The following is a 21570-nucleotide window of genomic DNA, read 5'->3' on the forward strand; positions in this document are numbered from 1 at the left end:
AAGGCGGACCGCCCGTCATGGTGAGGCGACGTCAGCTACCCGCGGGAGCCGGCGTCTCGATGGTGCCGCCCGGAGCCGGCGACTCGGTGTTGGTGCCACCCGGAGCCGGCGACTCGGTGGTGCCACCCGGAGCCGGCGTCGTGCCACCCGGGCTCGGGGTGCCGCTGGCGCTGGTCTGCGGCACCGGGATGCCCAGCTGCTCCGCCAGCTGCACCAGCGCGTCGTAGTGCGCCTGCAGGGTCGGCAGGGCGGTCTGGGCCAGCTGGACCACCGACTGCTCGGAGCCCTGCGAGATCTCCGTCTGGGTGGCCTGGATGGCCTGGACGTGGCCGGCCAGCTCGCTGGTCACCCAGAGCCGGTCGAACTCCTCGCCGCTGGCGTTGTTCAGCTGGTCGAGGACGGACTGCTGATCCGCGGTGGGCTCACTCGGCAACTCCACGCCCAGCTGCGACGCGGTCTGCTGCACCGTCTGGTCGAGCTGGGTGTGGTCCGTCTTGAGCCGGGCGCCCAGGTCCTTGACCCCCTGGCTCTGGCCCTTCTGCTGGGCCAGGTCACCCGCGGTGATCTCGAACAGATTCACCTGGTGCACGGCCTGCAGGTACTGGGTGTCCTGCTGTGACGGCTGCACCGCGGCCTGTGCCGCCGCAGCCGGCGCGATCCCCACCAGCACCAGCGCGGCCAGCAGGCCGAGGCGTTTGATACCCAACATGCTTCCCCCCCTTGAGACGTTGGATCGCACGGATACCCGGCTGACCGGGGTTATTCCTGCGTTCCCCCGTCGGGGAGCCGACCGACTGACACGCCCGTGTCGGACCGTCGGGGGGCGGAAACGGACGTGGCGCCCGCCGGAGGACTCCGGTGGGCGCCACGTCGAGGTGTCGCGGGGTCAGCGGCGGCTCTCGCCGCTGCCGATCTCCTCCCGCTCCGGGCGGGGCTCGACCGGCGGGTGACCCGGCGAGACCGGCGCCTCGGCCGGCTTCTCGATCGGGTAGAAGAAGCCCCGGATGGCCGGGCCGAGGGCACCGAGCCGGTTCATCTTCTTCGGCACGACCCAGCCGGCGTACGGCAGCGCGCCGTGGCCGTCGCCGTGCCCGTCGGCCGCCGCGAGCGGCTGGTGCACCTCTTCGAACCGGCCGTCCGGCAGGCGCCGGATGATGCCGGTCTCGACACCGTGGGCGAGCACCTCCCGGTCGTGCTGCTGGAGACCCAGGCAGATCCGGTAGGTGACGTAGTACGCCAGCGGCGGCAGCACCAGCAGGCCGATACGGCCGGCCCAGGTCATCGCGTTCAGGCTGATCTGGAACTTGTCGGCGATGACGTCGTTGGCGCCGGAGAGGGTCAGCACGACGAAGAACGCCAGCGCCATGGCGCCCAGGGCGGTCCGGGCCGGCACGTCCCGGGGACGCTGGAGCAGGTTGTGGCTCCTGGTGTCCTTGAGGCGCCGGGCCTCCAGGAACGGGTAGAGCGTCGACAGGCCGACCAGGATGCCCGGCAGCACGACCGTCGGCCAGAACAGCGGCGGGATCACGTACCCGTCGCCGAGCGGGATGTTGATCTCCCAGTTGGGCATCAGGCGGGTCGAGCCGTCGAGGAACATGACGTACCAGTCGGGCTGGCTGGCGGCCGAGACCACCCACGCCTCGTACGGGCCGAACAGCCAGATCGGGTTGATCTGGAACAGGCCGCCCATCAGCGCGATCACGCCGAAGACGACCATGAAGAAGCCGCCCTGCTTGATCGCGTAGCGGGGGAACATCCGCTCGCCGACCACGTTGCCGTTGGTCCGGCCGGGGCCGGGCCACTGGGTGTGCTTCTGCTTGAAGACCAGGCCCAGGTGGGCGCCGATCAGCGCGAGCAGCAGGCCCGGGACGAGCAGCACGTGGGCGATGTAGAACCGGCTGATGATGATCGTGCCCGGGAACTCCCCGCCGAAGACCGACGAGGTGACCCAGGAGCCGACCACCGGGATGGAGAGCATGATCGCCGAGGCGATCCGCAGGCCGGTGCCGGAGAGGCCGTCGTCCGGCAGCGAGTAGCCGGTGAAGCCGGCGAGGAAGCCGACCCAGAACAGCAGCGAGCCGATGATCCAGTTGGTCTCACGCGGCTTGCGGAACGCGCCGGTGAAGAAGACCCGGAGCATGTGCACCACGATGGCGGCCATGAACAGCAGCGCCGACCAGTGGTGCATCTGCCGCATGATCAGGCCACCGCGGACGTCGAACGAGATGTCCAGGCTGGAGGCGTACGCGGCCGACATCGGCGTGCCCCGCAGCGGGGCGTAGCTGCCGTTGTAGACGACCTCGGTCATCGCCGGCTCGTAGAAGAAGGTCAGGAAGACGCCGGTCAGCAGCAGGACGACGAACGAGAACAGCGCGATCTCGCCGAGCAGGAACGACCAGTGGTCCGGGAAGACCTTGTTCAGCAGCCGGCGCAGCGGGGTGGCCACCTGGAAGCGGTCGTCCACTCCCCGGGCGACGTTCCCCGGGACTGCTGCCTTGTCAAACTTGCGCCGCTTCACGGCCGCTCCCAGAAGTCTGGCCCGACGGTCTCGGTGTAGTCGGACTTGGCCACGAAGTAGCCCTCGGAGTCCACCTCGATCGGCAGCTGCGGCAGCCGTCGGCTGGCCGGGCCGAAGATGGGCCGGGCGTTGTCGGTGATCAGGAACTGCGACTGGTGGCACGGGCAGAGCAGGCGGTTGGTCTGCTGCTCGTACAGGCTCGCCGGGCAGCCGGCGTGCGTGCAGATCTTGGAGAACGCGGCGAAGTTGCCCCACATGTAGTCGCCGTGCTGCTCACGCTCGTTGGCCTGGCGCGACTTCTGCGCGTCGGAGTCCCGCAGGTGGATCAGCAGGGTCGGCGAGTCCGCGTGCAGGTTGCTCACGCCGTGGTCGATGCCGGGGAAGACGGTGATCTGGCCGCCCGCGCTGACGTCCGCCGGGCGGACCGGCCGGCCGTCCTCGCGGACCAGGCGGATCTTCTCGCCGCTCGCGGTCGGGGCGAAGCCCGTCCTGAACATCTGGTTGTTCTTGTGCGGCTGGGAGATCAGGCCGCCGACCAGGGGCGCCGCGGCGACCGCGCCGACCGGCGCGAGACCGGCCAGCAGCGAGATGCCGAGCAGCGGCCGGCGCTTCACGCCCAACTCGTCGGCCATGTAGAGCATGGTCTGGCCGGTGATGATCCGGTCGTCGGAGGCGACGGCACCCTCGTGCCGGTCCTGGATCGAGACCTCCTTCGGCAGCAGCTTCTTGCCCCAGGTCAGGATGCCGAAGCCGACGCCGAGCAGGGCCACGCCGAGGGTGACGCCGAGCAGCGGCGTGTACCACTTGTCGCCGCCGCTACCCGGGGAGTACTCCCACGGCCACCAGATGTAGATCACCAGGAACGCGGTCGCCGCCAGGCCGGTCAGCAGGAAGAACGACGCGACCGTACGGGTCAGCCGGCGCTCGGCCTTGCTGCCCGGCACCACCTGCGGCTCGTAGTGGACGATCTCGATGTCGTCCCGGCGCGCGCCCTCGCGGACGATGTCGAACTGGCTGAGCCCGGGGGTGTTCACGTCGAGCGGCTCCCGGCCCTGCTGGGCCTGGTGCTCGGTGTGCGTGGTCATGCCGTCACCTCGCTACGGGCGGTGCCGCGCTGCGGCACCACGGCACTGAATCGGATGAGCCGCCCGGTCACGACTTGCCCGCAATCCACAGGCTCGCGAAGACGAGCGCGACGATGCCCACCAGGAAGATCGCCAGGCCCTCGGTGGACGGCCCGTACCGACCGAGGTTGAAGCCGCCCGGGTCCTGGTCGTGCTTCAGGGTCTCCTGGATGTAGGCGATGAGGTCCGCCTTCTGGTCCGGGGAGATCTGGTTGTCGCCGAAGACCGGCATGTTCTGCGGGCCGCTCAGCATGGCGGCGTAGATCTGCCGGTCGGTGGCCGGGCGCAGGCTCGGCGCGTACTTGCCGGAGGAGAGGGCGCCGCCGCCGCCGCCGAAGGCGTGGCACTGCGCGCAGTTGATCCGGAACAGCTCGCCGCCGGCGGCGACGTTCCCGTCGGCGTGCAGGTTGTCGCCGTCGGGCACCACCGGGCCGCCGCCGAGTTCCTGGACGTACTGCGCGAGCTGGCGGGTCTCCTCGTCGGTGAAGAGCACCGGCTTGCGCTGGGCCTGGGCCTCCTGCCGGGCCATCGGCATGCGGCCGGAGCCGACCTGGAACTCGACCGAGGCCGCGCCGACGCCGATCAGGCTCGGCCCACGCCCCTCGACGCCCTGCGCGTTGCGACCGTGACAGGTCACACAGCTCACGTCGAACAGCGCCTTGCCCTCTGCGGCGGCACCGGTGAGCGGGGTGTCCTGCGCCTGCGCGCCGGGGGCGAAGACGGTGTAGGCGCCGCCGGCCAGCATCAGCGCGGCGAACAGCCGGACCGCGGCGCCCAGCCGGCGGCGGCCCCTGCTGCGCGCGGCGGGCCGCTCGCGCAGCCGCGCGAGCAGACCGCGTCGGCGGTCGTTGTCAGAAGTCATGACCTGTGTCCTTAACCGGTTGGACCTTGTCTCAGGGGACGAAGCAGCGGCGCGGTTCGTGACGCGCCAAGATCACTGAAGCCAGTAGATCATGGCGTAGAGCCCGATCCACACGACGTCGACGAAGTGCCAGTAGTAGGACACGACGATCGCCGACGTGGCCTGCGCCGGTGTGAACCGGCCCATGGTGGTGCGGATCATGAAGATGATGAAGGCAACCAGACCGCCGGCCACGTGCAGGCCGTGGAAGCCGGTGGTCAGGTAGAACATCGACCCGTAACCGTCTTCGTTGATCTTGATGCCCGCGTGCACCAGCTCGCGGTACTCGTTGAGCTGGCCGAGGACGAAGATCAGGCCCATCACGAAGGTGATCGTGAACCAGCGCCGTAGCGCGTGGACGTCACCCTTCTCGGCGGCGAACACCCCGAGCTGGCAGGTCACCGAGGACAACACCAGGATCACCGTGAAGGTGGTCGCGTAGGGGATGTTGAGGTGCTCGGTGTGCTTCGCCCACTGCTCCGGCGCCGCCGCGCGGATGGAGAAGTACATCGCGAACAGCGCCGCGAAGAACATGAGTTCGCTGGAGAGCCACACGATCGTCCCGACGCTGACCATGTTGGGTCGGGTCAGGGAGTGGATCCGGCTCTTGTCAATGGCTGGGGCCGCAGTCACGCGGTCATTATTGCCCCTGACCGGGGCCGCCGATCAGCGGGGGGCCAAACCCGTGGCATCCACAGCCCGATCGGGGCAGTCCGGTTCGCCTGACCTAGGCTGAAAAGCGTGCTGCACGCCGATCCGATCTCCGCCGCAGCCGCCGTCGCCGCGCCGGCGGCGAGCGCGGCCACCCCGCCACCGTTCACCGTGACCTCGGTGTTCACCGAGACCAGGCTGGACAGCTGGCTCGCCGTCGGCCTGGTGCTGGCCGCCGGCGTCTACCTCTACGGGGTGCACCGGCTGCGGATCCGGGGCGACCGGTGGCCGGTCGCCCGGACGGTCTTCTTCCTCGGCCCCGGCCTCGGCGGCATCGCGGCGGTCACCGTCAGCGGCCTGCACGCGTACGACACGGCACTGCTGTCGGTGCACATGGTCCAGCACATGGTGCTCTCCATGATCTCGCCGATCTTCCTCGCGCTGGGCGCGCCGGTGACGCTGGCCCTGCGCACCCTGCCGCCGCGACCGCGCAAGCGGCTGCTGGCGGTCGTGCACAGCCGGATCGCCCGGATCTACAGCTTCCCCCTGGTGGCGTTCGCCATCTTCGTGGTGAACCCGTTCGCGCTCTACTTCACCGACCTGTACCGCTACACGCTGGAGCACGTGTGGGCGCACGAGGTCGTGCACGCGCACTTCATCATCACCGGCTGCGTGTTCTTCTGGCCGCTGCTCGGGCTCGACCCGCTGCCGGGCCGCTGGCCGTACCCGGCCCGGGCGCTGCTGATGCTGCTCTCCGTGCCGTTCCACACCGTGCTCGGCCTCACCATCATGCAGAGCAGCACGCTCTTCGGCGGCGACTGGTACCCGTCGCTCGGGCTCACCTGGTCGGACCCGTGGCAGGACCAGGTGGTCGCCGGCGGCATCCTCTGGGCCGGCGGCGAGTTCGTCAGCGTGACGATGCTGGCCGTGCTGGTCGTGCAGTGGATGCGGCACGCCGAGCGGGAGGCCCGCCGCGTCGACCGCGACCTGGACCGCCAGGAGGCCCGTCAGCGCGCCGCGGAGTCCACGGCCTGAACGGGGCCAGCCGGTACGCCCCGGCGCCGCCGCTGGGCGGACGTCGCACACCTCACACCGACCGGTACGATCAGCGGGCGGCCACGAGGTGGGAGCCAGTCCGACCGACGAGCGCGCAGCGAAAGAATCATCAAGCTCAGTGTGATGGTGCCGCACGACGGCACGGAGCGAAGCGGAGTGCCGGCATGAGCGATCGTCTTTGCACCGTCCTGCTCTACAGCGACGACCCGGAGGTCCGCGACCGGATGCGGCTCGCCGTCGGGCCACGCCCCGCGCCCGGCCTGCGGGTCGAGTTCGCCGAGGCGTCCGACTACGCGGAGTGCGTCCGGCTCGTCGACGACTACGAGATCGACCTGCTGGTGCTCGACGGCGAGGCGAGCCCGGGCGGCGGCATCGGCATCGCCCGGCAGATCAAGGACGACCGGGCCGACGCCCCCCCGACCTGTGTGGTGATCGCCCGCGCCGCCGACCGGTGGCTCGCGGCGTACGCCGAGGTCGACGCCACCCTGATGCACCCGCTCGACCCGGTGACCACCGGCACCACGGTGGCCGAGCTGCTGCGGACGCACGCACCCGCCTGACGTCCCCCGCTCCGGCCGCCACGGCGCCGGGCCGACCGGTGCCGGTTCCATCCCACCCGCATCTCGCACGCTCGGGAGGCCCGCCTTGGGCGATCGGACCTGGCCGCACCTGCTCAACACGCTCCTGCGCGGCGAGGAACTCGCCACCGCCGACACCGCCTGGGCGATGGGCGAGATCATGGCCGGCTCGGCCGCCCCGGCGCAGATGGCGGGCTTCGTCGTCGCGCTGCGCGCCAAGGGTGAGACCTCGGCCGAGCTGGCCGGTCTGGTGGAGGCGATGCTCGGCCGGGCGGTCCCGGTCGAGCTGCCCGACGAGCTGCGCGCGACCGCCCTCGACGTGGTCGGCACCGGCGGTGACCTCGCGCACACCGTCAACATCTCGACCATGGCCTCGCTGGTGGTGGCCGGCGCCGGTGTCCGGGTGGTCAAGCACGGCAACCGGGCGGCCTCCTCCTCCTGCGGCACCGCCGACGTGCTGGAGTTCCTCGGCGTGCCGCTCGACCTGGGCCCCGAGGGGGTGGCCCGGTGCGTCGCCGAGGCCGGCATGGGCTTCTGCTTCGCGGCCCGGTTCCACCCCGGGATGCGGCACACCGGCCCGGTACGCCGGGAGCTGGGCGTGCCCACGGTGTTCAACTTCCTCGGCCCGCTGACCAACCCGGCGCGGCCCCGCGCCGGAGCGGTCGGCTGCTTCGACGCCCGGATGGCCCCGGTGATGGCCGGCGTCTTCGCCGCCCGGGGCGACTCCGTGCTGGTGATGCGCGGCGAGGACGGGCTGGACGAGTTCACCACCGCCGCGCCGACCCGCGTCTGGGCGGCCCAGGGCGGCGTCGTCAGGGAGTCGCTGCTGGACGCCGCCGACCTCGGCGTACCCCGGGCCACCCTGGCCGACCTGCGCGGCGGTGACGCCGCCTTCAACGCGGACGTGGTCCGTCGGCTGCTGGCCGGCGAGACCGGCCCGGTGCGCGACGCGGTCCTGGTCAACGCGGCGGCGGCGCTGGCCACGCAGGGCCCGCTCGACGGCGACCTCACCGGGGCCCTGCGGGCCGGGATCGACCGGGCCGCCGAGTCCGTCGACTCCGGGGCCGCCGCCCGCGTCCTCGACCGCTGGATCGAGGTCGCGCGCTCCCTGTGAGCACCGGGCACCGCCGGGTGCCGCCCGAAGGTTGTCGGACCCCCGTGGGAAACTACAGCTGAGTAGTTCCCACATCCGTCCTGCGCCGTCGAGCGCGGCGATCCCCGTCGGGCGTGTGCGACACACCCCCGCGGGACCGGAGCGAGAGGAGACGCCCGTGTCGGAGCGCGAGCTCTACTGCGACACCTGTGAGGGCGTCGAGCCGTTCGAGGCGCCGCCGTGCGCCGACGGCCACGGCGCCGACTGCCCCGAACTGGTCTGCACGGGCTGCGGCGCGGCCGTGCTCGTCACCACCTTCACGTTCCGCCTGGCGCGTCGGAGCGGCCGGCACCGCCCGGCGACCCGCCGCCGCGCCGCCTGAGACCACCGCCACCGCTGAGCGGGCGTCGGGCCCCGCGCGGTGTCCGCTCAGCGCCGCTGCCGCACACGTTCGGCATCCACGCGACCCGGCCTCCGGGCACGGCCGGCACCCCGCAGGACCGGCTCTCGGCCCCGCCCAACCGCGTCCGGCGCGCGCACGACCTGACCTCCGACCACGGCCCGCACCACCCGTTCCACGCCGAAGGCCCGCCTCCCCGGGGGAGGCGGGCCTTCGGGACGTTCGCGGGTGACCGACCGATCAGTGCTCGGCGGTGCGCCGGGTGCCGCTGTAGTACTCGAACAGCAGGCCGCAGACGGAGAACGTGACCGCCAGCATGCCGAGGCCGAGCAGCCAGAACTGCCAGAACGCGAGCCCGAAGCCGGCCAACCCGACGGCGATCGCCAGGCCGAACGGCCAGTAGCTGCCCGGGCTGAAGAAGCCGATCTCGCCCGCGCCGTCGGCGATCTCGCCGTCCGGCCGGTCCTCCGGCCGAAGGTCGATCCGGCGGGAGACGAACCAGAAGAAGCCGCCGCACATCGTGCAGAGCAGGAAGCTCAGCAGCAGGGCGACCGTGCCGACCCACTCGACCTGGCCGCCGGAGTCGGCGGCGGTCCACCCGCCGTAGAGAGCGGTGGCGAAGAGCAGGAACCCGGCGATGACCAGGAAGATGCGCCACTCGGTCTTCATGCCCGATCCCTCAGCTTCCCGCGCCGGCCGGCGCGTCGTCCGGGTTGAAGTTGGCCTCGGTGCGACGGGTCTCGAACGGCTTCGTGGTCTTCGCGTACGGGTCCTCGCCGATGGCCGTCAGCGCCTCCTGCGTGGACCTGCCGTCCCGCTTGGCCGCCAGGAACTGCTCGTACTTCTCCGGGGAGACGACCCGCAGCTCGAAGTTCATGAAGGCGTGGTAGCTGCCGCAGAGCTCCGCGCAGCGGCCGACGTAGGCGCCCTCGGACTCCAGCTTCGAGACCTCGAAGACGTTGCGGATCTTGCCCGGCATGACGTCGCGCTTGAACAGCAGCTCCGGCACCCAGAACGAGTGGATGACGTCGCGGCTGGTCTCCTCGAACCGGATGGACCGGTCGGTCGGCAGCACCAGGATCGGGATGACCTCACTGGTGCCGAGCACGGAGGCGACCGTGTTGGCGTCCTGGCCCTGACCGTCGCGGTAGTTGAACTGCCAGTTCCACTTGAACGCGACCACCTCGACCGTGACGTCGGGGTTCTTGGTCGTCCGCACCACGTCGGTCTGCACGACCGCCGTGTAGTAGAACAGCACGGAGACGATCAGGATCGGCGCGATGGTGTAGAGGAACTCCATCGGCATGTTGTAACGGGTCTGCACCGGCAGCTCGTTGCCCCGCTTGCGGTAGCGCACGACGCACCAGAAGATCAGGCCCCACACGAAGACGCCGACCGCGAGCGCCGCGATGCACGAGGCGATCCACAGGTCGTACATCCGGTGCGACTCGGGCGTGATGCCGCCCTGCGGCCAGCCGAAGCCGCCGAAGGCCGCGCCGACGTCGCAGCCCGTGAGCAGGACCAGCAGCGCCGCTCCGCCGAGGCCGAGCCCGGCGATCCGACCGGCACCACGTCCCCGGCGCCCACCGGCTCCTGAGGAAGCGCTGTGCCGTACGGCCGACGGCCGTACCTCCGAACTCCTTGCGACCACCTGGTCCTGCCTCCCTAGCGCGCCGCGGTGTCTTGTCCCTGCCCTCCGCCTGCGGAGCGACAGCACCAGCGGCAAAGGCGTCACCGACGGTCGCAGATTACTCGACCATGACGGGCTGGACCGTGTTGGGGTCGCTGTCGGCCCCCATCGGGGGGATCTTGGGCATACCGGCGCGATACGTTGGCTCGCGTGAGCGCATCCCCGGTCTACCTGGACGCGGCCACCGCCGCGCCGCTGCATCCGGTCGCCCGGCAGGCGCTGCTGGCCGCCCTCGACGACGGCTGGGCCGACCCCGGCCGGCTCTACACGCAGGCCCGCCGCGCCCGTCAACTCCTCGACGCCGCCCGCGAGGCCTGCGCGCAGACGCTCGGCGTCCGCGCGGACGAACTCTCCTTCACCCCCAGCGGTACGGCGGCCGCGCACTCCGCCGTGCTGGGGGGCCTGACCGGCCGGCGTCGGGTCGGCGCCGCCCTGGTGCACTCCGCGATCGAGCACTCGGCGGTGCTGCACGCCGCCGAGAAGCACGTCGCGGCGGGCGGCACGGCGACGTCCGTACCGGTGGACCGGCTCGGCCGGCTCGACCTGGACCGCTGGGCGGCGGCGGTCCGGGCGCCGGGGGTGGCGCTGGCCGCGCTGATCGCCGCCAGCCACGAGGTCGGCACGCTCCAGCCGGTGACCGGGGCTGCGCGGGAGTGCGCCGAGGCCGGAGTGCCGCTGTACGTGGACGCCGCCCAGGTGGTGGGCCGGGCCCCGGTGCCGGCGGGCTGGTCGGTGCTGACCGCCAGCGCGCACAAGTGGGGCGGGCCGCCCGGGGTGGGGCTGCTGGTCGTACGCAAGGGCACCCGCTGGGAGTCGCCCTGGCCGGCCGACGAGCGGGAGGCGGGGCGTACGCCGGGCACGCTCAACCTGCCGGCGGTGGTGGCGGCGGCGGCGAGCCTGCGCGCGGCGGCGGCCGACGCCGCGGCCGAGGCGGCCCGGCTGGCGCCGCTGGTGGCCCGGATCCGGGACCGGGTGGCGGCCGAGGTGCCCGACGTGGAGGTGGTGGGTGACCCCGACCACCGCCTGCCGCACCTGGTGACCTTCTCCTGCCTCTACGTCGACGGCGAGGCCCTGCTGCACGCGCTCGACCGGCGCGGGTTCGCCGTCTCCTCGGGCTCCTCGTGCACGTCGTCGACGCTGCGGCCGTCGCACGTGCTGGAGGCGATGGGGGTGCTCTCGCACGGCAACGTACGGGTCTCGCTGCACCGGGAGACGACGGAGGCCGACGTCGAGAGGTTCCTCGCCGAACTGCCCGGCGTCGTGGCGCGACTGCGCGCCGAGGCCGGGGTGGTGGGGCTGTGACGGCGCCGGCGGAGATCCTCGACTGCCGCGGTCAGCGCTGCCCGCTGCCGGTGATCGCGGCGGCCCGGCGGCTGCCCGAGCTGCCCGTCGGCACGGTGGTGCGGGTGCTCGCCGACGACCCGGCCGCAGCGGTGGACATCCCGGCCTGGTGCCGGATGCGCGGCCACGAGTTCCTCGGCACGATCACCGGCCCGGACGGCCCCGCCTTCGACGTCCGCCGCCGCCACTGACCCGGGTGGCGCGAGGGTCCGACCCGCACCACGCCGCCGTTCCCGCCGCAGGGCGGCGGGGCCGCCGGGGGTGTTCCTCACCAGTCCCGGCGGCCCGGCGACGCGACCAGCGCCGGTGTCACGTCACGGCATGAGGTGCGGGCGGACCTCCTCGGCGGCGACGTCGCCGTACGACTCGGCCAGGCGCTTGACGAACAGGTCGCGGCGGACCTCGTACTCCTGGGTGCCGACGGTCTCCAGCACCAGCGTGGCGAGCAGGGAGCCGACCTGGGCGGCCCGCTCCAGCCCAAGCCCCCAGGAGAGGGCGGTGAAGAAGCCGGCCCGGAACCCGTCGCCGACGCCGGTCGGGTCGACGGCCTGGGTCTCCCGCGCGATCGGCACGTGGATCGGGTCGAAGTCCCGCCCGGCGATCTCCACCCCGTGCTTGCCCAGCGTCGTGACCCGCACCTTGACCCGGTCGAGCAGCTGCGCGTCGGTCAGCCCGGCCTTGCTCTGCAGCAGCGACTTCTCGTAGTCGTTGGTCATCAGGTACTCGGCGCCCTCGATCAGCCCGACGACGTCCTCACCGTCCATGCGGGCGAGCTGCTGGGACGGGTCGGCGGCGAACCGGTAGCCGCGCTCCCGGCACTCGGCGGAGTGCCGCAGCATCGCCTCCGGGTCGTTCGCGCCGACCAGGACCAGGTCCAGCCCGTCGAGGCGGCGGGCCACGGGCGCCAGCTCGATGTTGCGCGCCTCGCTCATCGCCCCGGCGTAGAACGAGGCGATCTGGCACATGTCGGTGTCCGTGGTGCAGACGAACCGGGCGGTGTGCGCCACCTCGCTGACGTGCACCGAGTCGCAGTCGACGCCGTGGCGCTCCAGCCAGGAGCGGTAGTCGGCGAAGTCCGCGCCGACCGCGCCGACCAGGACCGGGCGCAGGCCGAGCTGCCCCATGCCGAAGGCGATGTTGGCCGCCACCCCGCCGCGCCGCAGCACCAGGTCGTCCACCAGGAAGGAGAGCGAGACCTTGTGCAACTGATCGGCGATGAACTGGTCGGCGAAGCGACCGGGGAAGTTCATCAGATGGTCGGTGGCGATCGAGCCGGTCACGGCGATCTTCATGTCAACCCTCGGGGTCGGGAGCAGGGCGCCGGTCAGCCTACCGGCCCGGCCCCCTCAGGATGACCGGTCGGTCGGCCCCGGGTCATCTTCCCGACGGCTCGTTCCCGACCGGAAGACAACGGCGGGGCCGCCCCGGAGGACGGCCCCGCCGTGGTCAGCGGAGGTCTGGCTCAGCTGAACGAGTCACCGCAGGCGCAGGAGTTGCCCGCGTTGGGGTTGTCGATGGTGAAGCCCTGGGCGTCGATCCGGTCGGCGAAGTCGATGGTGGCGCCGGTCAGGTAGGGGGCGCTCATCCGGTCGACGACGACCTCGACACCGTCGTAGTCGGTGACGACGTCACCGTCGAGCGACCGCTCGTCGAAGAAGAGCTGGTACCGCAGGCCGGAGCAGCCACCCGGCTGCACGGCGACCCGGAGCCGCAGGTCGTCGCGGCCCTCCTGCTCGATCAGGGCCTTGACCTTCTGCGCCGCGACGTCGGTGAGGACGACGGACGTGGGGGCCTTGGCCTCGGTCGACTCGGTCTGCGCTGGCGTGGTCACGTGAAATCTCCCTGCGCGGTTGGGTCCGGACGCACTGGCCAACATCTCCTGTCGCCCAGCCATTCCCGGTGTGGTCCAGATCCGATGGTACGCCGCCACGGCCGGCCCCACCCGTCCGGCGTGACCAGGGCCGCCGCCCGGCGTGCCCCCGCACGGGCCGTGGTCAGCGGCTCCACTGCCGGGCGAGCCGGGTGCCGAGCGCCCGCAGCCCCTCGGCCGGGCGCTCCATCGCGGCGGCCAGCCCGCCGCGTTCCTCGCCCCCGAAGTGCTCCACCAGGCTGTACGCGTCGGTCACCCCGGCCGCCCCGGCCTCCCGCCGCCCGGTGCTCACCCGGCCCGCGACCACCACGCAGGGCACGCCCCGGTCCCGGGCGGCGCCGGCCACCCCGGCCACCACCTTGCCGCGCAGCGACTGGTGGTCGAACGAGCCCTCCCCGGTGATCACCAGGTCGACCTCGTCGAGCGTGACGTCCAGCCCGATCGCCCGGGTGACCAGGCCGATGCCCGACTCGCAGTGCCCGCCCAGCGCCAGGACGGCCGCGCCCAGCCCGCCGGCCGCACCGCCGCCGGGCAGCGCGCCCAGCCGTTCGGGGCAGCCGGGCAGGTCGCGCTCCAGCACGGCGGCGAAGCGCTCCAGCGCGGCGTCGAGCAGCAGCACGTCGGCCCGGTCGGCGCCCTTCTGCGGGCCGAACACGTTGCTGGCCCCGTGCAGCCCGAGCAGCGGGTTGTCCACGTCGGTGGCGGCCACCAGGCGGGCGTCGCGCAGCCGGGGCGTGCCGTCGAGGGCGTCCGCCGCGCCGAGCGCGCCCCCGCCGTACGGCAGTGCCTGGCCGGTGGCGTCCAGCGGGGTCACGCCGAGCGCGGTGAGCATGCCCGCGCCGCCGTCGTTGGTGCCGGAGCCGCCCAGCCCGATCACGACCGTCCGGGCGCCGGCCTCCACGGCGGCGGCCACCAGCACCCCCAGCCCGTACGAGGAGGTGGTCTTCGGGTCCCGCTCGGCCGCGTCGAGCAGGTGCAGCCCGCACGCCTGGGCGCTCTCCAGCCAGGCGGTCGCACCGTCGTCGGTGAGCAGGATCTCACCGGCCGTCGGGCGGCCCAGCGGGTCGACGGTCGGCACCGGGATCCGGCGCCCGCCGAGGGCGTCGGAGAGCACGTCGATGAAGCCCGGCCCACCGTCCGACAGGGGCCGCACGAGCAGGTCGTCGCCGGGCGCGACCTCCCGCCAGCCGGTGGCCACGGCGTCGGCGACCTGCGGGGCCGGCAGGGTGCCGGCGAACTTGTCCGGACAGAGCAGCACGCGCATGTCGAGCAGTGTGGCAGCACACACCGCTGGAGGCTGCGCCGAGGCCGCGCTGTGGGACCATGGGGCACGTGACTTCGACCTGGGTGGAACCCTCCAACACCGCGACGGCACTGCTGCTGCTCGGCCGGGGCAGCGACCCCGCCACGGAGCGCGGCGTCGAGTGTCCGGGCGACCTGCCGGCGCCCAGCGACCCGGACCTGGTGGCCCGGGCGACGGCGGCGAAGGCGGCGCTGGGCAGCAAGGTCTTCGTGCTGGGGCACCACTACCAGCGCGACGAGGTGATCCAGTTCGCCGACGTGACCGGTGACTCGTTCAAGCTGGCCCGCGAGGCGGCGGCCCGGCCCGACGCGGAGTACATCGTCTTCTGCGGCGTGCACTTCATGGCCGAGAGCGCCGACATCCTCACCTCGGACGCGCAGAAGGTCATCCTGCCCGACCTGGCCGCCGGTTGCTCGATGGCGGACATGGCGGTGCTGTCGCAGGTCGAGACCGCCTGGGACGTGCTCACCGAACTGGGCATCGCGGCGGAGACCGTCCCGGTGACGTACATGAACTCCTCGGCGGACATCAAGGGCTTCGTCGGCCGCAACGGCGGCGTGGTCTGCACCTCCTCGAACGCGAAGCGGGCGCTGGAGTGGGCGTACGAGCAGGGGTCGAAGGTCTTCTTCTTCCCCGACCAGCACCTGGGTCGCAACACGGCGGTGCTGGAGATGGGCTTCTCGCTGGACGACTGCGTCCTCTACGACCCGCACAAGCCCAACGGCGGGCTCACCCCGGAGCAGCTGCGTGACGCGCGGATGATCCTGTGGCGCGGGCACTGCTCGGTGCATGGCCGCTTCACGCTGGACAGCGTCGACGACGTGCGGGAGCGGGTGCCGGGCGTGAACGTGCTGGTCCACCCGGAGTGCCGGCACGAGGTGGTCACCGCCGCCGACTTCGTCGGTTCGACGGAATACATCATCAAGGCCATCGAGGCGGCCCCGGCCGGCTCGGCCTGGGCGGTAGGCACCGAGCTGAACCTGGTCCGCCGGCTCGCGCTGGCCCACCCGGACAAGCAGATCATGTTCCTGGACAAGGCCGTCTGCTACTGCTCGACCATGAACCGGATCGACCTGCCCCACCTGGTCTGGGCGCTGGAGGAGCTGGTGGCCGGCCGGCTGGTCAACCAGATCACCGTCGACCCGGACACCGCGCACCACGCCCGGGTGGCGCTGGAGAAGATGCTGGCCCTGCCCGGTGCCGACACCCCGCCGCCGGCAGCGGGCTGATCACCGTCCGTAGCGGCATTGGCACGGAAAAGGGTCCGATCACCGATAAGTACCCTCAGGGGCGATGTGACCGGGTCCATGATCGTCACCGAGGGCTATGCTGCCGGTGCGACGACTCACGCGGGCCGTTTCGACATGGCCGCATTCCGGGTAGCGAAGACAATCGCGGACCCCACCATCAACACGGCAGCACCGACGCGCTGGAGGTTGCGTTGACCGACGACGTCCTGGTCGTACACGGAGGGACCCCGCTCGAAGGGCGGATCCGCGTGCGCGGCGCGAAGAACCTGGTCTCGAAGGCGATGGTCGCCGCGCTGCTGGGTGACAGCCCGAGCCGACTGTACGACGTACCGAAGATCCGCGACGTCGAGGTGGTCCGGGGCCTGCTCGGCCTGCACGGGGTCAAGGTCACCGACGGCGGGGAGGACGGCGAGCTCGTCTTCGACCCGGCGAACGTGGAGAGCGCCAGCACGGACCAGATCAACGTGCACGCGGGCTCCAGCCGGATCCCGATCCTCTTCTGCGGGCCGCTGCTGCACCGCCTCGGCCACGCCTTCATCCCCGACCTGGGGGGCTGCCACATCGGGCCGCGCCCGATCGACTTCCACCTCCAGGCGCTGCGGGAGTTCGGTGCGACGGTCGAGAAGACCCCGGAGGGGCTGCACCTGTCGGCGCCGAACGGGCTGCACGGCACCAAGTTCGCCCTGCCGTACCCGAGCGTCGGCGCGACCGAGCAGGTGCTGCTGACGGCCGTGATGGCCGAGGGCGTCACCGAGCTGCGCAACGCCGCGGTGGAGCCGGAGATCATCGACCTGATCTGCATCCTGCAGAAGATGGGCGCGATCATCAAGGTGCACACCGACCGGGTCATCGAGATCCAGGGTGTGCCGAAGCTGCACGGCTACACGCACCGGCCGATCCCGGACCGGATCGAGGCGGCGAGCTGGGCGGCGGCGGCGCTGGCCACCCGCGGCCACGTCGAGGTGCTCGGCGCGCAGCAGGCCGACATGATGACCTTCCTGAACATCTTCCGCTCCGTCGGCGGCGAGTACGAGGTCACCGACGCCCGGCCGCCGAAGCTGGGCGACCCGGGCCAGGAGGGCGGGATCCGGTTCTGGCACCCGGGCGGTGAGCTGCACGCCGTGGCGCTGGAGACCGACGTGCACCCGGGCTTCATGACCGACTGGCAGCAGCCGCTGGTCGTGGCGCTCACCCAGGCCCGGGGCCTGTCGATCGTCCACGAGACGGTCTACGAGCAGCGGCTGGGCTACACCGAGGCGCTCAACTCGATGGGCGCCAACATCCAGGTCTACCGGGACTGCCTTGGCGGCACGCCGTGCCGCTTCGGCCGGCGCAACTTCAAGCACTCGGCGGTGATCGCGGGGCCGAGCAAGCTGCACGCCGCCGACCTGGTCATCCCCGACCTGCGGGCCGGTTTCAGCCACCTGATCGCCGCGCTGGCCGCCGAGGGCACCTCCCGGGTCTACGGCGTGGACCTGATCAACCGGGGCTACGAGGACTTCGAGGCGAAGCTGGCCGACCTGGGCGCGCACGTCGAGCGCCCGTAACGTCGACCACTCCCGTACGCGCCCGGTGCACCGCGATGTGCACCGGGCGCCGTCGTTTGGCTACCCTTTCCGCGTGCCCTCGCTGTTTCGCCGCAAGTCCTCCGACCTCGTCGACGAGGCCGTCACCCCGGTGACCCCCGACGAGGAGTCCACGCTTGCCCAGCCCCGGGGCTACACCCCGAGCAAGAAGGAGCTGGGCAAGGCCACCCCGAAGCGGCCGACCGCCGGCCGCCGGCCGGCCGCGGCCACCAAGCCGTTGACCAAGGAGGAGCAGCGGGAGCGCAAGCGCCAACTGCGCGCCGAGGCGGCGGAGGAGTTCCGCCGTGAGGGCGGCCCCCGCGACCGCGGCCCGGAGCGGCTGCTGGCCCGCAACGTGGTCGACTCCCGGCGTACGGTCGGCACCTGGTTCTTCGGTGGGGCGCTGATCGTGCTGATCGGCTCGAACGCCGCGATGCCGCCGGTCGTCCGCCTGGTCTCCAACATCCTCTGGGGCGCGCTCGCCCTGGGTGTGGTGGTCGACTCGCTCCTGATCTCGCGCAAGATCCGCAAGCTGGTCGGGGAGCGTTTCCCCAACACCGGGCAGCGGATGGGCTCGCTCTACCTCTACGCCATCATGCGGTCGATCACGTTCCGCCGGATGCGCGCCCCCGCGCCCCGGGTGAACATCGGCGACCCGGTCTGAGCCTGCCGCACCGACGGCCCCTACCGCAGCGCGGTACGGGGCCGTCGCCGTCACGGCCCTGGCGGCTGGCCCGGCGGCGGCGTCAGCGGCTCCGGTAGAGCCGGGCCACCACGTCCTCGATGTCCGGCTCGACGATCGAGACGTCCCGCAGCGCGCCCAGCCCGGCCAGGGCCGCCACCACCTCGGCCACCCCCGCCGACTCCAACGCGAAGACCAGCCGGTGCCCGTCGGCCTCCTGCCGGTGCAGCGGCGCACCGGGCAGCACCGGCGGCGCGGCCAGCGGTGCGTCCAGGTCGGCGACGAGCAGCCGGCGCGACCCGTACCGCTCGTGCAGCGCGGCGATCGATCCGTCGTGCACCACCCGCCCGTGGTCGACCACCACCAGGCGCCGGCAGAGCCGCTCGATGTCGGCCAGGTCGTGCGTGGTGAGCACCAGCGTCGTGTCCCCGGCCCGGCCCAACTCGCCGAGGAAGCCGCGGACCGCCTGCTTGCTGACCACGTCGAGGCCGATGGTGGGCTCGTCGAGGAACAGCACCTCCGGGCCGTGCAGCAGCGCGGCGGTCAGCTCGCCGCGCATGCGCTGCCCAAGGGAGAGCTGCCGGACCGGGGTGTCCAGGAACGGATCCAGGTCGAGCAGGCTCCGGCAGCGGCGCAGCCGGGCGGCGTGCGCGGCGGCCGGCACCCGGTAGACGTGCCGCAGCAGCGCGAACGAGTCGCCCAGCGGCAGGTCCCACCAGAGCTGCGAGCGCTGGCCGAAGACCACGCCGACGCGCAGCGCGAGCCGGGTCCGCTCGGCCACCGGACGCAGACCGCAGACGCGTACCTCGCCGGCGGAGGGCGTCAGCACGCCGGTGAACATCTTGAGCGTCGTCGACTTGCCGGCGCCGTTGGGCCCGATGTAGCCGAGCATCTCGCCCCGGGCCACCCGCAGGTCGATCCCGTCGACGGCGGTGACCCGCCGCTTCTCCCGCCGCAGCCGGCCGGTGCGCACCCGGACGGTGAACTCCTTGCGCAGCCCGTCGGCCACGATCACGTCGTCGCTCACGACCCCGTACTCCGGTAGTGGCGGACCCCGGTGCGCCAAGCCGCCGCCGCCCCGGCGGCCGCGACCAGCGCGACGGCCGGCGCGGTCCAGCCGACCCACGCCGGCAGGCCGAGCGGGTCGGCGCGGCCCAGCAGCGCCAGCGCCGGGTGGTAGCTGACGAAGGCGAAGCCCAGGCCGTACGCGAACACCGCGCGGAACCAGCCCTCGAAGACGGTGACCGGGTACGAGGTGAAGTCCCGCCCGCCGTAGGTGACCGAGTTGGCCAGCTCACCCGACTCGACCCACCAGAACGAAACGGTGGCGGTGGCCACGAAGACCGACCCGAAGAAGACCACCCCGGCCAGCGGGGCGAGGACCACCAGCAGCGCCCGCGCGGGGGTCCACTCGACGCCGGCGGAGCCGACCGCGACGACCAGCACGGCGAGCCCGAAGACCGCCCGGGACACCTTGCGCAGCGGCAGGTCCATCAGCAGCAGCTGGGGCAGGGCGCCCAGCGGGCGGACCAGCACGGCGTCGAAGAGCCCGGTGCGCACGTACCGGGGCAGCCGCTCGATGTTGCCGACCAGCAGGTCGGCGACGGCGAACGCGCACGTCGAGAGGCCGACGATCACCAGCGTCTCACGCAGCGTGAAACCGCCCAGCTCCCGGGTGACCCCGAAGATCACCAGCACGGTCAGCACGTCGAAGACGGTGGACCCGACGTTGCCGACCACGTCGATGACGAACGAGGTCCGGTACGCCGTCTGCGCGCGTGCCTGCGCGCCGAGCAGCGCCCGGTACGCGGCCAGCGCCCCGCCCGACGCCTCAGCCACCCTGCACCACCAGGCGGCGTTCCGCGCGCCGCTGCACCAGCCGGCAGGCGGCCAGGATCAGCACCGCCCAGGCGAGCTGGAGGCCGACCAGCCCGAACTGGACACCGGTTGGGTCGCGCTCGACCAGCACGTCGAGCGGGGTCTGGAGCAGGCTCGGGAAGGGGGTGCCCAGCCACAGCACGAGCTGGAGCCACTCCGGCAGGAAGCGCAGCGGGAAGTAGAGCCCGGCGAGTACGCCCGACGCGAGGGTCCAGAGGATCACCGGCCCCCGGACGTCCTGCAACCAGTACGCGGTCGCGTTGACCAGGAACCGGCAGCCGAAGCAGAGGACCACGGCCACGACGGCGGAGAACGCGAAGATCGGCAGGGTGGCCCAGCGGCGGGGCACGTGGACCTCGAAGAAGAGCGGCCCGACCAGCACCGGCGGCAGGAACCGGACCAGCGCGGCGTGGCCGGCGCGGCCCAGGTCGGCGGCGAGATGGCTGGTCACGGGGTGCACGGGCCGCAGCAGGTCGCTGGCGACGTCGCCGGTGCGGATCCGGTCGGCCAGCTCGGTCCAGCCCCAGAGGAGGACGACCGCCAGCAGGCCCTGGCCCACCCAGACGAAGGTGGCGAGCTGCCCCCGGTCGTACCCGGCCACCGTGCCGGCCGCGCCGACCGCCGCGAGCAGGACGTAGCACCGCAGGAAGCCGAAGACCGTGTTGGTCACGATGCCCGCCACCGACGCCTGGCGGTACGTGGCGTAACGTCGGAACCCTGATCCGGTTATAGCCTTAAATGTCCGGAACCATAGGATAACGTTTGGGGCGGTGGGCGGTGCCACAGTGGCGGTGAGCAAGCCCACGCCGCTACCCTCCTTCCGCAGCCACGCCGTACCGGAGGGGCGACTCTACCGGCACGTGGAGCGCCCAGCGCGACAATTTCCAACGAGGTGACATCGCCGTGAGCGAGCGGACGCGGGCCGGCCACCGGGGCGCCGCCGTGAGCGGACGGACGCCAGCCGGGCACCCGGGCGCGCCCGCTTGCCGGCGGCTGGCTCCGGGCGTTCCGCCTACTCTCCGTGGCGACAGGGCAACCGGATGAGCCGCTACTCCGACCACTGGCACGACTCCGGCGAACCGGCCTGGATGATCGAGCCCACCACCGAGTGGCACCCGCAGTTCCCCGGCCAGCGCTACGCGGGCGACATCGGCGTCGAACACGCGCCGTCCGCGCCCCGGGGCCGCTCCGCCGTGGGCCGGGCCGAGGTGCCCCCGCTCGCGCCCACCCGCCCGGACGGGACCTACATCGGCCGGTCGTGGGACGACCTGCCCGACGGGCGGCCCGGTCGGCAGGACGCGTGGCACGGCCAACCGGACGGCCCCGACGCGCGTCGGTACGGCGACGAGTCGTACCGACGCCCGCCCGCCGAGCCGCGCCGGCCGGACGACCGGCAGTGGCCGCCCCGACAGGAGCCGCCGCACCGCAACGACCGGGGTCAGTTCGACGCCCCCGGCCGGCCCGTCGACTCCCCCCGACAGCGCGACCACACCGGTCCCGACCGCTACGACAGCCGCACCCCCCGGTACGAGCCGGCCGGGCGGGACCGTCCCGTCTCCCCCGCCGGCCGGCCCGAGCCGGGCTGGCTCCCGGAGCCCGACGAGGACGCGCCGCCCCGCCGCCCCGCGGCGTACGAGCGCCCGGACACCGGCTACGACCGCCGGCCGGAC

General features: G+C 72.6%; 22 protein-coding genes. 9 read left to right on the plus strand and 13 right to left on the minus strand.

Annotation, left to right across the window (positions count from 1 at the left end; all coding sequences use genetic code 11):
- Nucleotides 1-31 precede the first annotated feature (31 nt).
- The 5 genes from ACPXCB_RS10595 to ACPXCB_RS10615 form a co-directional block, all read right to left on the minus strand.
- Nucleotides 32-709, minus strand: coding sequence for a DUF4142 domain-containing protein (locus tag ACPXCB_RS10595; protein WP_425874390.1), 678 nt, complete (start codon nt 707-709; stop codon nt 32-34).
- Nucleotides 710-886: 177 nt separating this feature from the next.
- Nucleotides 887-2518: a cytochrome b gene (locus ACPXCB_RS10600; RefSeq protein ID WP_425874391.1), complete on the minus strand. Its 1632-nt coding sequence runs from the start codon at nt 2516-2518 to the stop codon at nt 887-889.
- Complete coding sequence (locus ACPXCB_RS10605) at nt 2515-3603, minus strand: ubiquinol-cytochrome c reductase iron-sulfur subunit (protein ID WP_425874392.1); 1089 nt, start codon at nt 3601-3603, stop codon at nt 2515-2517. The genes ACPXCB_RS10600 and ACPXCB_RS10605 overlap by 4 nt, the downstream gene beginning before the upstream one ends.
- Nucleotides 3604-3670: 67 nt before the next feature.
- A complete protein-coding gene (locus tag ACPXCB_RS10610; RefSeq protein WP_425874393.1) occupies nt 3671-4504 on the minus strand; it encodes a cytochrome c in 834 nt (277 codons plus the stop codon).
- Nucleotides 4505-4576: 72 nt separating this feature from the next.
- Nucleotides 4577-5176: a cytochrome c oxidase subunit 3 gene (locus ACPXCB_RS10615; RefSeq protein ID WP_425874395.1), complete on the minus strand. Its 600-nt coding sequence runs from the start codon at nt 5174-5176 to the stop codon at nt 4577-4579.
- 108 nt (nt 5177-5284) lie between these two features.
- Here ACPXCB_RS10615 and ACPXCB_RS10620 point away from each other — a divergent pair, with 108 nt between their 5' ends.
- The 4 genes from ACPXCB_RS10620 (at nt 5285) to ACPXCB_RS10635 (ending at nt 8303) form a co-directional block, all read left to right on the plus strand.
- On the plus strand, nt 5285-6229 hold the full coding sequence (locus tag ACPXCB_RS10620; RefSeq protein ID WP_425874397.1) for a cytochrome c oxidase assembly protein: 945 nt from the start codon (nt 5285-5287) through the stop codon (nt 6227-6229).
- A 185-nt stretch (nt 6230-6414) separates the two neighbouring features.
- Nucleotides 6415-6810 carry a hypothetical protein gene (locus ACPXCB_RS10625; protein WP_425874399.1) on the plus strand — a complete coding sequence of 132 codons (396 nt, stop codon included), beginning with the start codon at nt 6415-6417 and terminating at the stop codon, nt 6808-6810.
- Nucleotides 6811-6895: 85 nt separating this feature from the next.
- Nucleotides 6896-7942: an anthranilate phosphoribosyltransferase gene (trpD, locus tag ACPXCB_RS10630; RefSeq protein WP_425874401.1), complete on the plus strand. Its 1047-nt coding sequence runs from the start codon at nt 6896-6898 to the stop codon at nt 7940-7942.
- Between the two features lie 157 nt (nt 7943-8099).
- Entirely contained in the window at nt 8100-8303 is a 204-nt protein-coding gene (locus tag ACPXCB_RS10635; RefSeq protein ID WP_425874403.1) for a hypothetical protein, read from the plus strand.
- Between the two features lie 258 nt (nt 8304-8561).
- Here the strand turns inward: ACPXCB_RS10635 and ACPXCB_RS10640 are convergent, their stop codons facing one another.
- Together ACPXCB_RS10640 and coxB are read right to left on the minus strand one after the other, a co-directional pair.
- The gene (locus ACPXCB_RS10640) at nt 8562-8990 is read right to left on the minus strand and encodes a cytochrome c oxidase subunit 4 (protein WP_425874405.1); all 429 of its coding nucleotides are present in this window, start codon (nt 8988-8990) and stop codon (nt 8562-8564) included.
- A 10-nt stretch (nt 8991-9000) separates the two neighbouring features.
- Nucleotides 9001-9972, minus strand: a complete 972-nt coding sequence (gene coxB / locus ACPXCB_RS10645; RefSeq protein ID WP_421452306.1) for an aa3-type cytochrome oxidase subunit II — start codon at nt 9970-9972, stop codon at nt 9001-9003.
- A 189-nt stretch (nt 9973-10161) separates the two neighbouring features.
- On the opposite strand from coxB, the gene ACPXCB_RS10650 reads away from it, so the two are divergent.
- Entirely contained in the window at nt 10162-11313 is a 1152-nt protein-coding gene (locus ACPXCB_RS10650; RefSeq protein WP_425874407.1) for a cysteine desulfurase family protein, read from the plus strand.
- Nucleotides 11310-11543, plus strand: coding sequence for a sulfurtransferase TusA family protein (locus tag ACPXCB_RS10655; RefSeq protein ID WP_132236127.1), 234 nt, complete (start codon nt 11310-11312; stop codon nt 11541-11543). Before ACPXCB_RS10650 ends, ACPXCB_RS10655 begins: the two co-directional genes overlap by 4 nt.
- A gap of 123 nt (nt 11544-11666) precedes the next feature.
- Here ACPXCB_RS10655 and ACPXCB_RS10660 read toward each other — a convergent pair whose 3' ends face one another.
- The 3 genes from ACPXCB_RS10660 to ACPXCB_RS10670 all read right to left on the minus strand — a co-directional run bounded on the left by ACPXCB_RS10660 (nt 11667) and on the right by ACPXCB_RS10670 (nt 14486).
- The gene (locus ACPXCB_RS10660; protein ID WP_425874409.1) at nt 11667-12644 is read right to left on the minus strand and encodes a carbohydrate kinase family protein; all 978 of its coding nucleotides are present in this window, start codon (nt 12642-12644) and stop codon (nt 11667-11669) included.
- A 170-nt stretch (nt 12645-12814) separates the two neighbouring features.
- Entirely contained in the window at nt 12815-13183 is a 369-nt protein-coding gene (erpA, locus tag ACPXCB_RS10665; protein WP_007072244.1) for an iron-sulfur cluster insertion protein ErpA, read from the minus strand.
- Between the two features lie 163 nt (nt 13184-13346).
- On the minus strand, nt 13347-14486 hold the full coding sequence (locus ACPXCB_RS10670) for a glycerate kinase (protein WP_425874511.1): 1140 nt from the start codon (nt 14484-14486) through the stop codon (nt 13347-13349).
- A 68-nt stretch (nt 14487-14554) separates the two neighbouring features.
- Between ACPXCB_RS10670 and nadA the strand changes: the two genes are divergently transcribed.
- From nadA to ACPXCB_RS10685, 3 genes are all read left to right on the plus strand, one after another.
- On the plus strand, nt 14555-15754 hold the full coding sequence (nadA, locus tag ACPXCB_RS10675) for a quinolinate synthase NadA (RefSeq protein WP_425874411.1): 1200 nt from the start codon (nt 14555-14557) through the stop codon (nt 15752-15754).
- Nucleotides 15755-15966: 212 nt separating this feature from the next.
- Nucleotides 15967-17322 carry a UDP-N-acetylglucosamine 1-carboxyvinyltransferase gene (gene murA / locus ACPXCB_RS10680; RefSeq protein WP_151456661.1) on the plus strand — a complete coding sequence of 452 codons (1356 nt, stop codon included), beginning with the start codon at nt 15967-15969 and terminating at the stop codon, nt 17320-17322.
- Between the two features lie 73 nt (nt 17323-17395).
- Entirely contained in the window at nt 17396-18004 is a 609-nt protein-coding gene (locus tag ACPXCB_RS10685) for a DUF3043 domain-containing protein (protein ID WP_151456662.1), read from the plus strand.
- Between the two features lie 82 nt (nt 18005-18086).
- On the opposite strand, the gene ACPXCB_RS10690 is transcribed toward ACPXCB_RS10685, so the two are convergent.
- Genes ACPXCB_RS10690 through ACPXCB_RS10700 form a run of 3 tightly spaced genes read right to left on the minus strand, consistent with a single transcriptional unit; the run spans nt 18087 to nt 20705 of the window.
- Nucleotides 18087-19049 (minus strand): ABC transporter ATP-binding protein, encoded by a 963-nt coding sequence (locus tag ACPXCB_RS10690; protein WP_425874412.1) that lies wholly within the window; start codon nt 19047-19049, stop codon nt 18087-18089.
- Complete coding sequence (locus ACPXCB_RS10695) at nt 19046-19861, minus strand: ABC transporter permease (RefSeq protein WP_425874414.1); 816 nt, start codon at nt 19859-19861, stop codon at nt 19046-19048. Before ACPXCB_RS10695 ends, ACPXCB_RS10690 begins: the two co-directional genes overlap by 4 nt.
- The gene (locus tag ACPXCB_RS10700; protein WP_425874416.1) at nt 19854-20705 is read right to left on the minus strand and encodes an ABC transporter permease; all 852 of its coding nucleotides are present in this window, start codon (nt 20703-20705) and stop codon (nt 19854-19856) included. Before ACPXCB_RS10700 ends, ACPXCB_RS10695 begins: the two co-directional genes overlap by 8 nt.
- Between the last annotated feature and the right edge of the window lie 865 nt (nt 20706-21570).

The organism is Micromonospora sp. DT62 (assembly GCF_049847285.1).
Classification (GTDB): Bacteria; Actinomycetota; Actinomycetes; order Mycobacteriales; family Micromonosporaceae; genus Micromonospora; species Micromonospora reichwaldensis.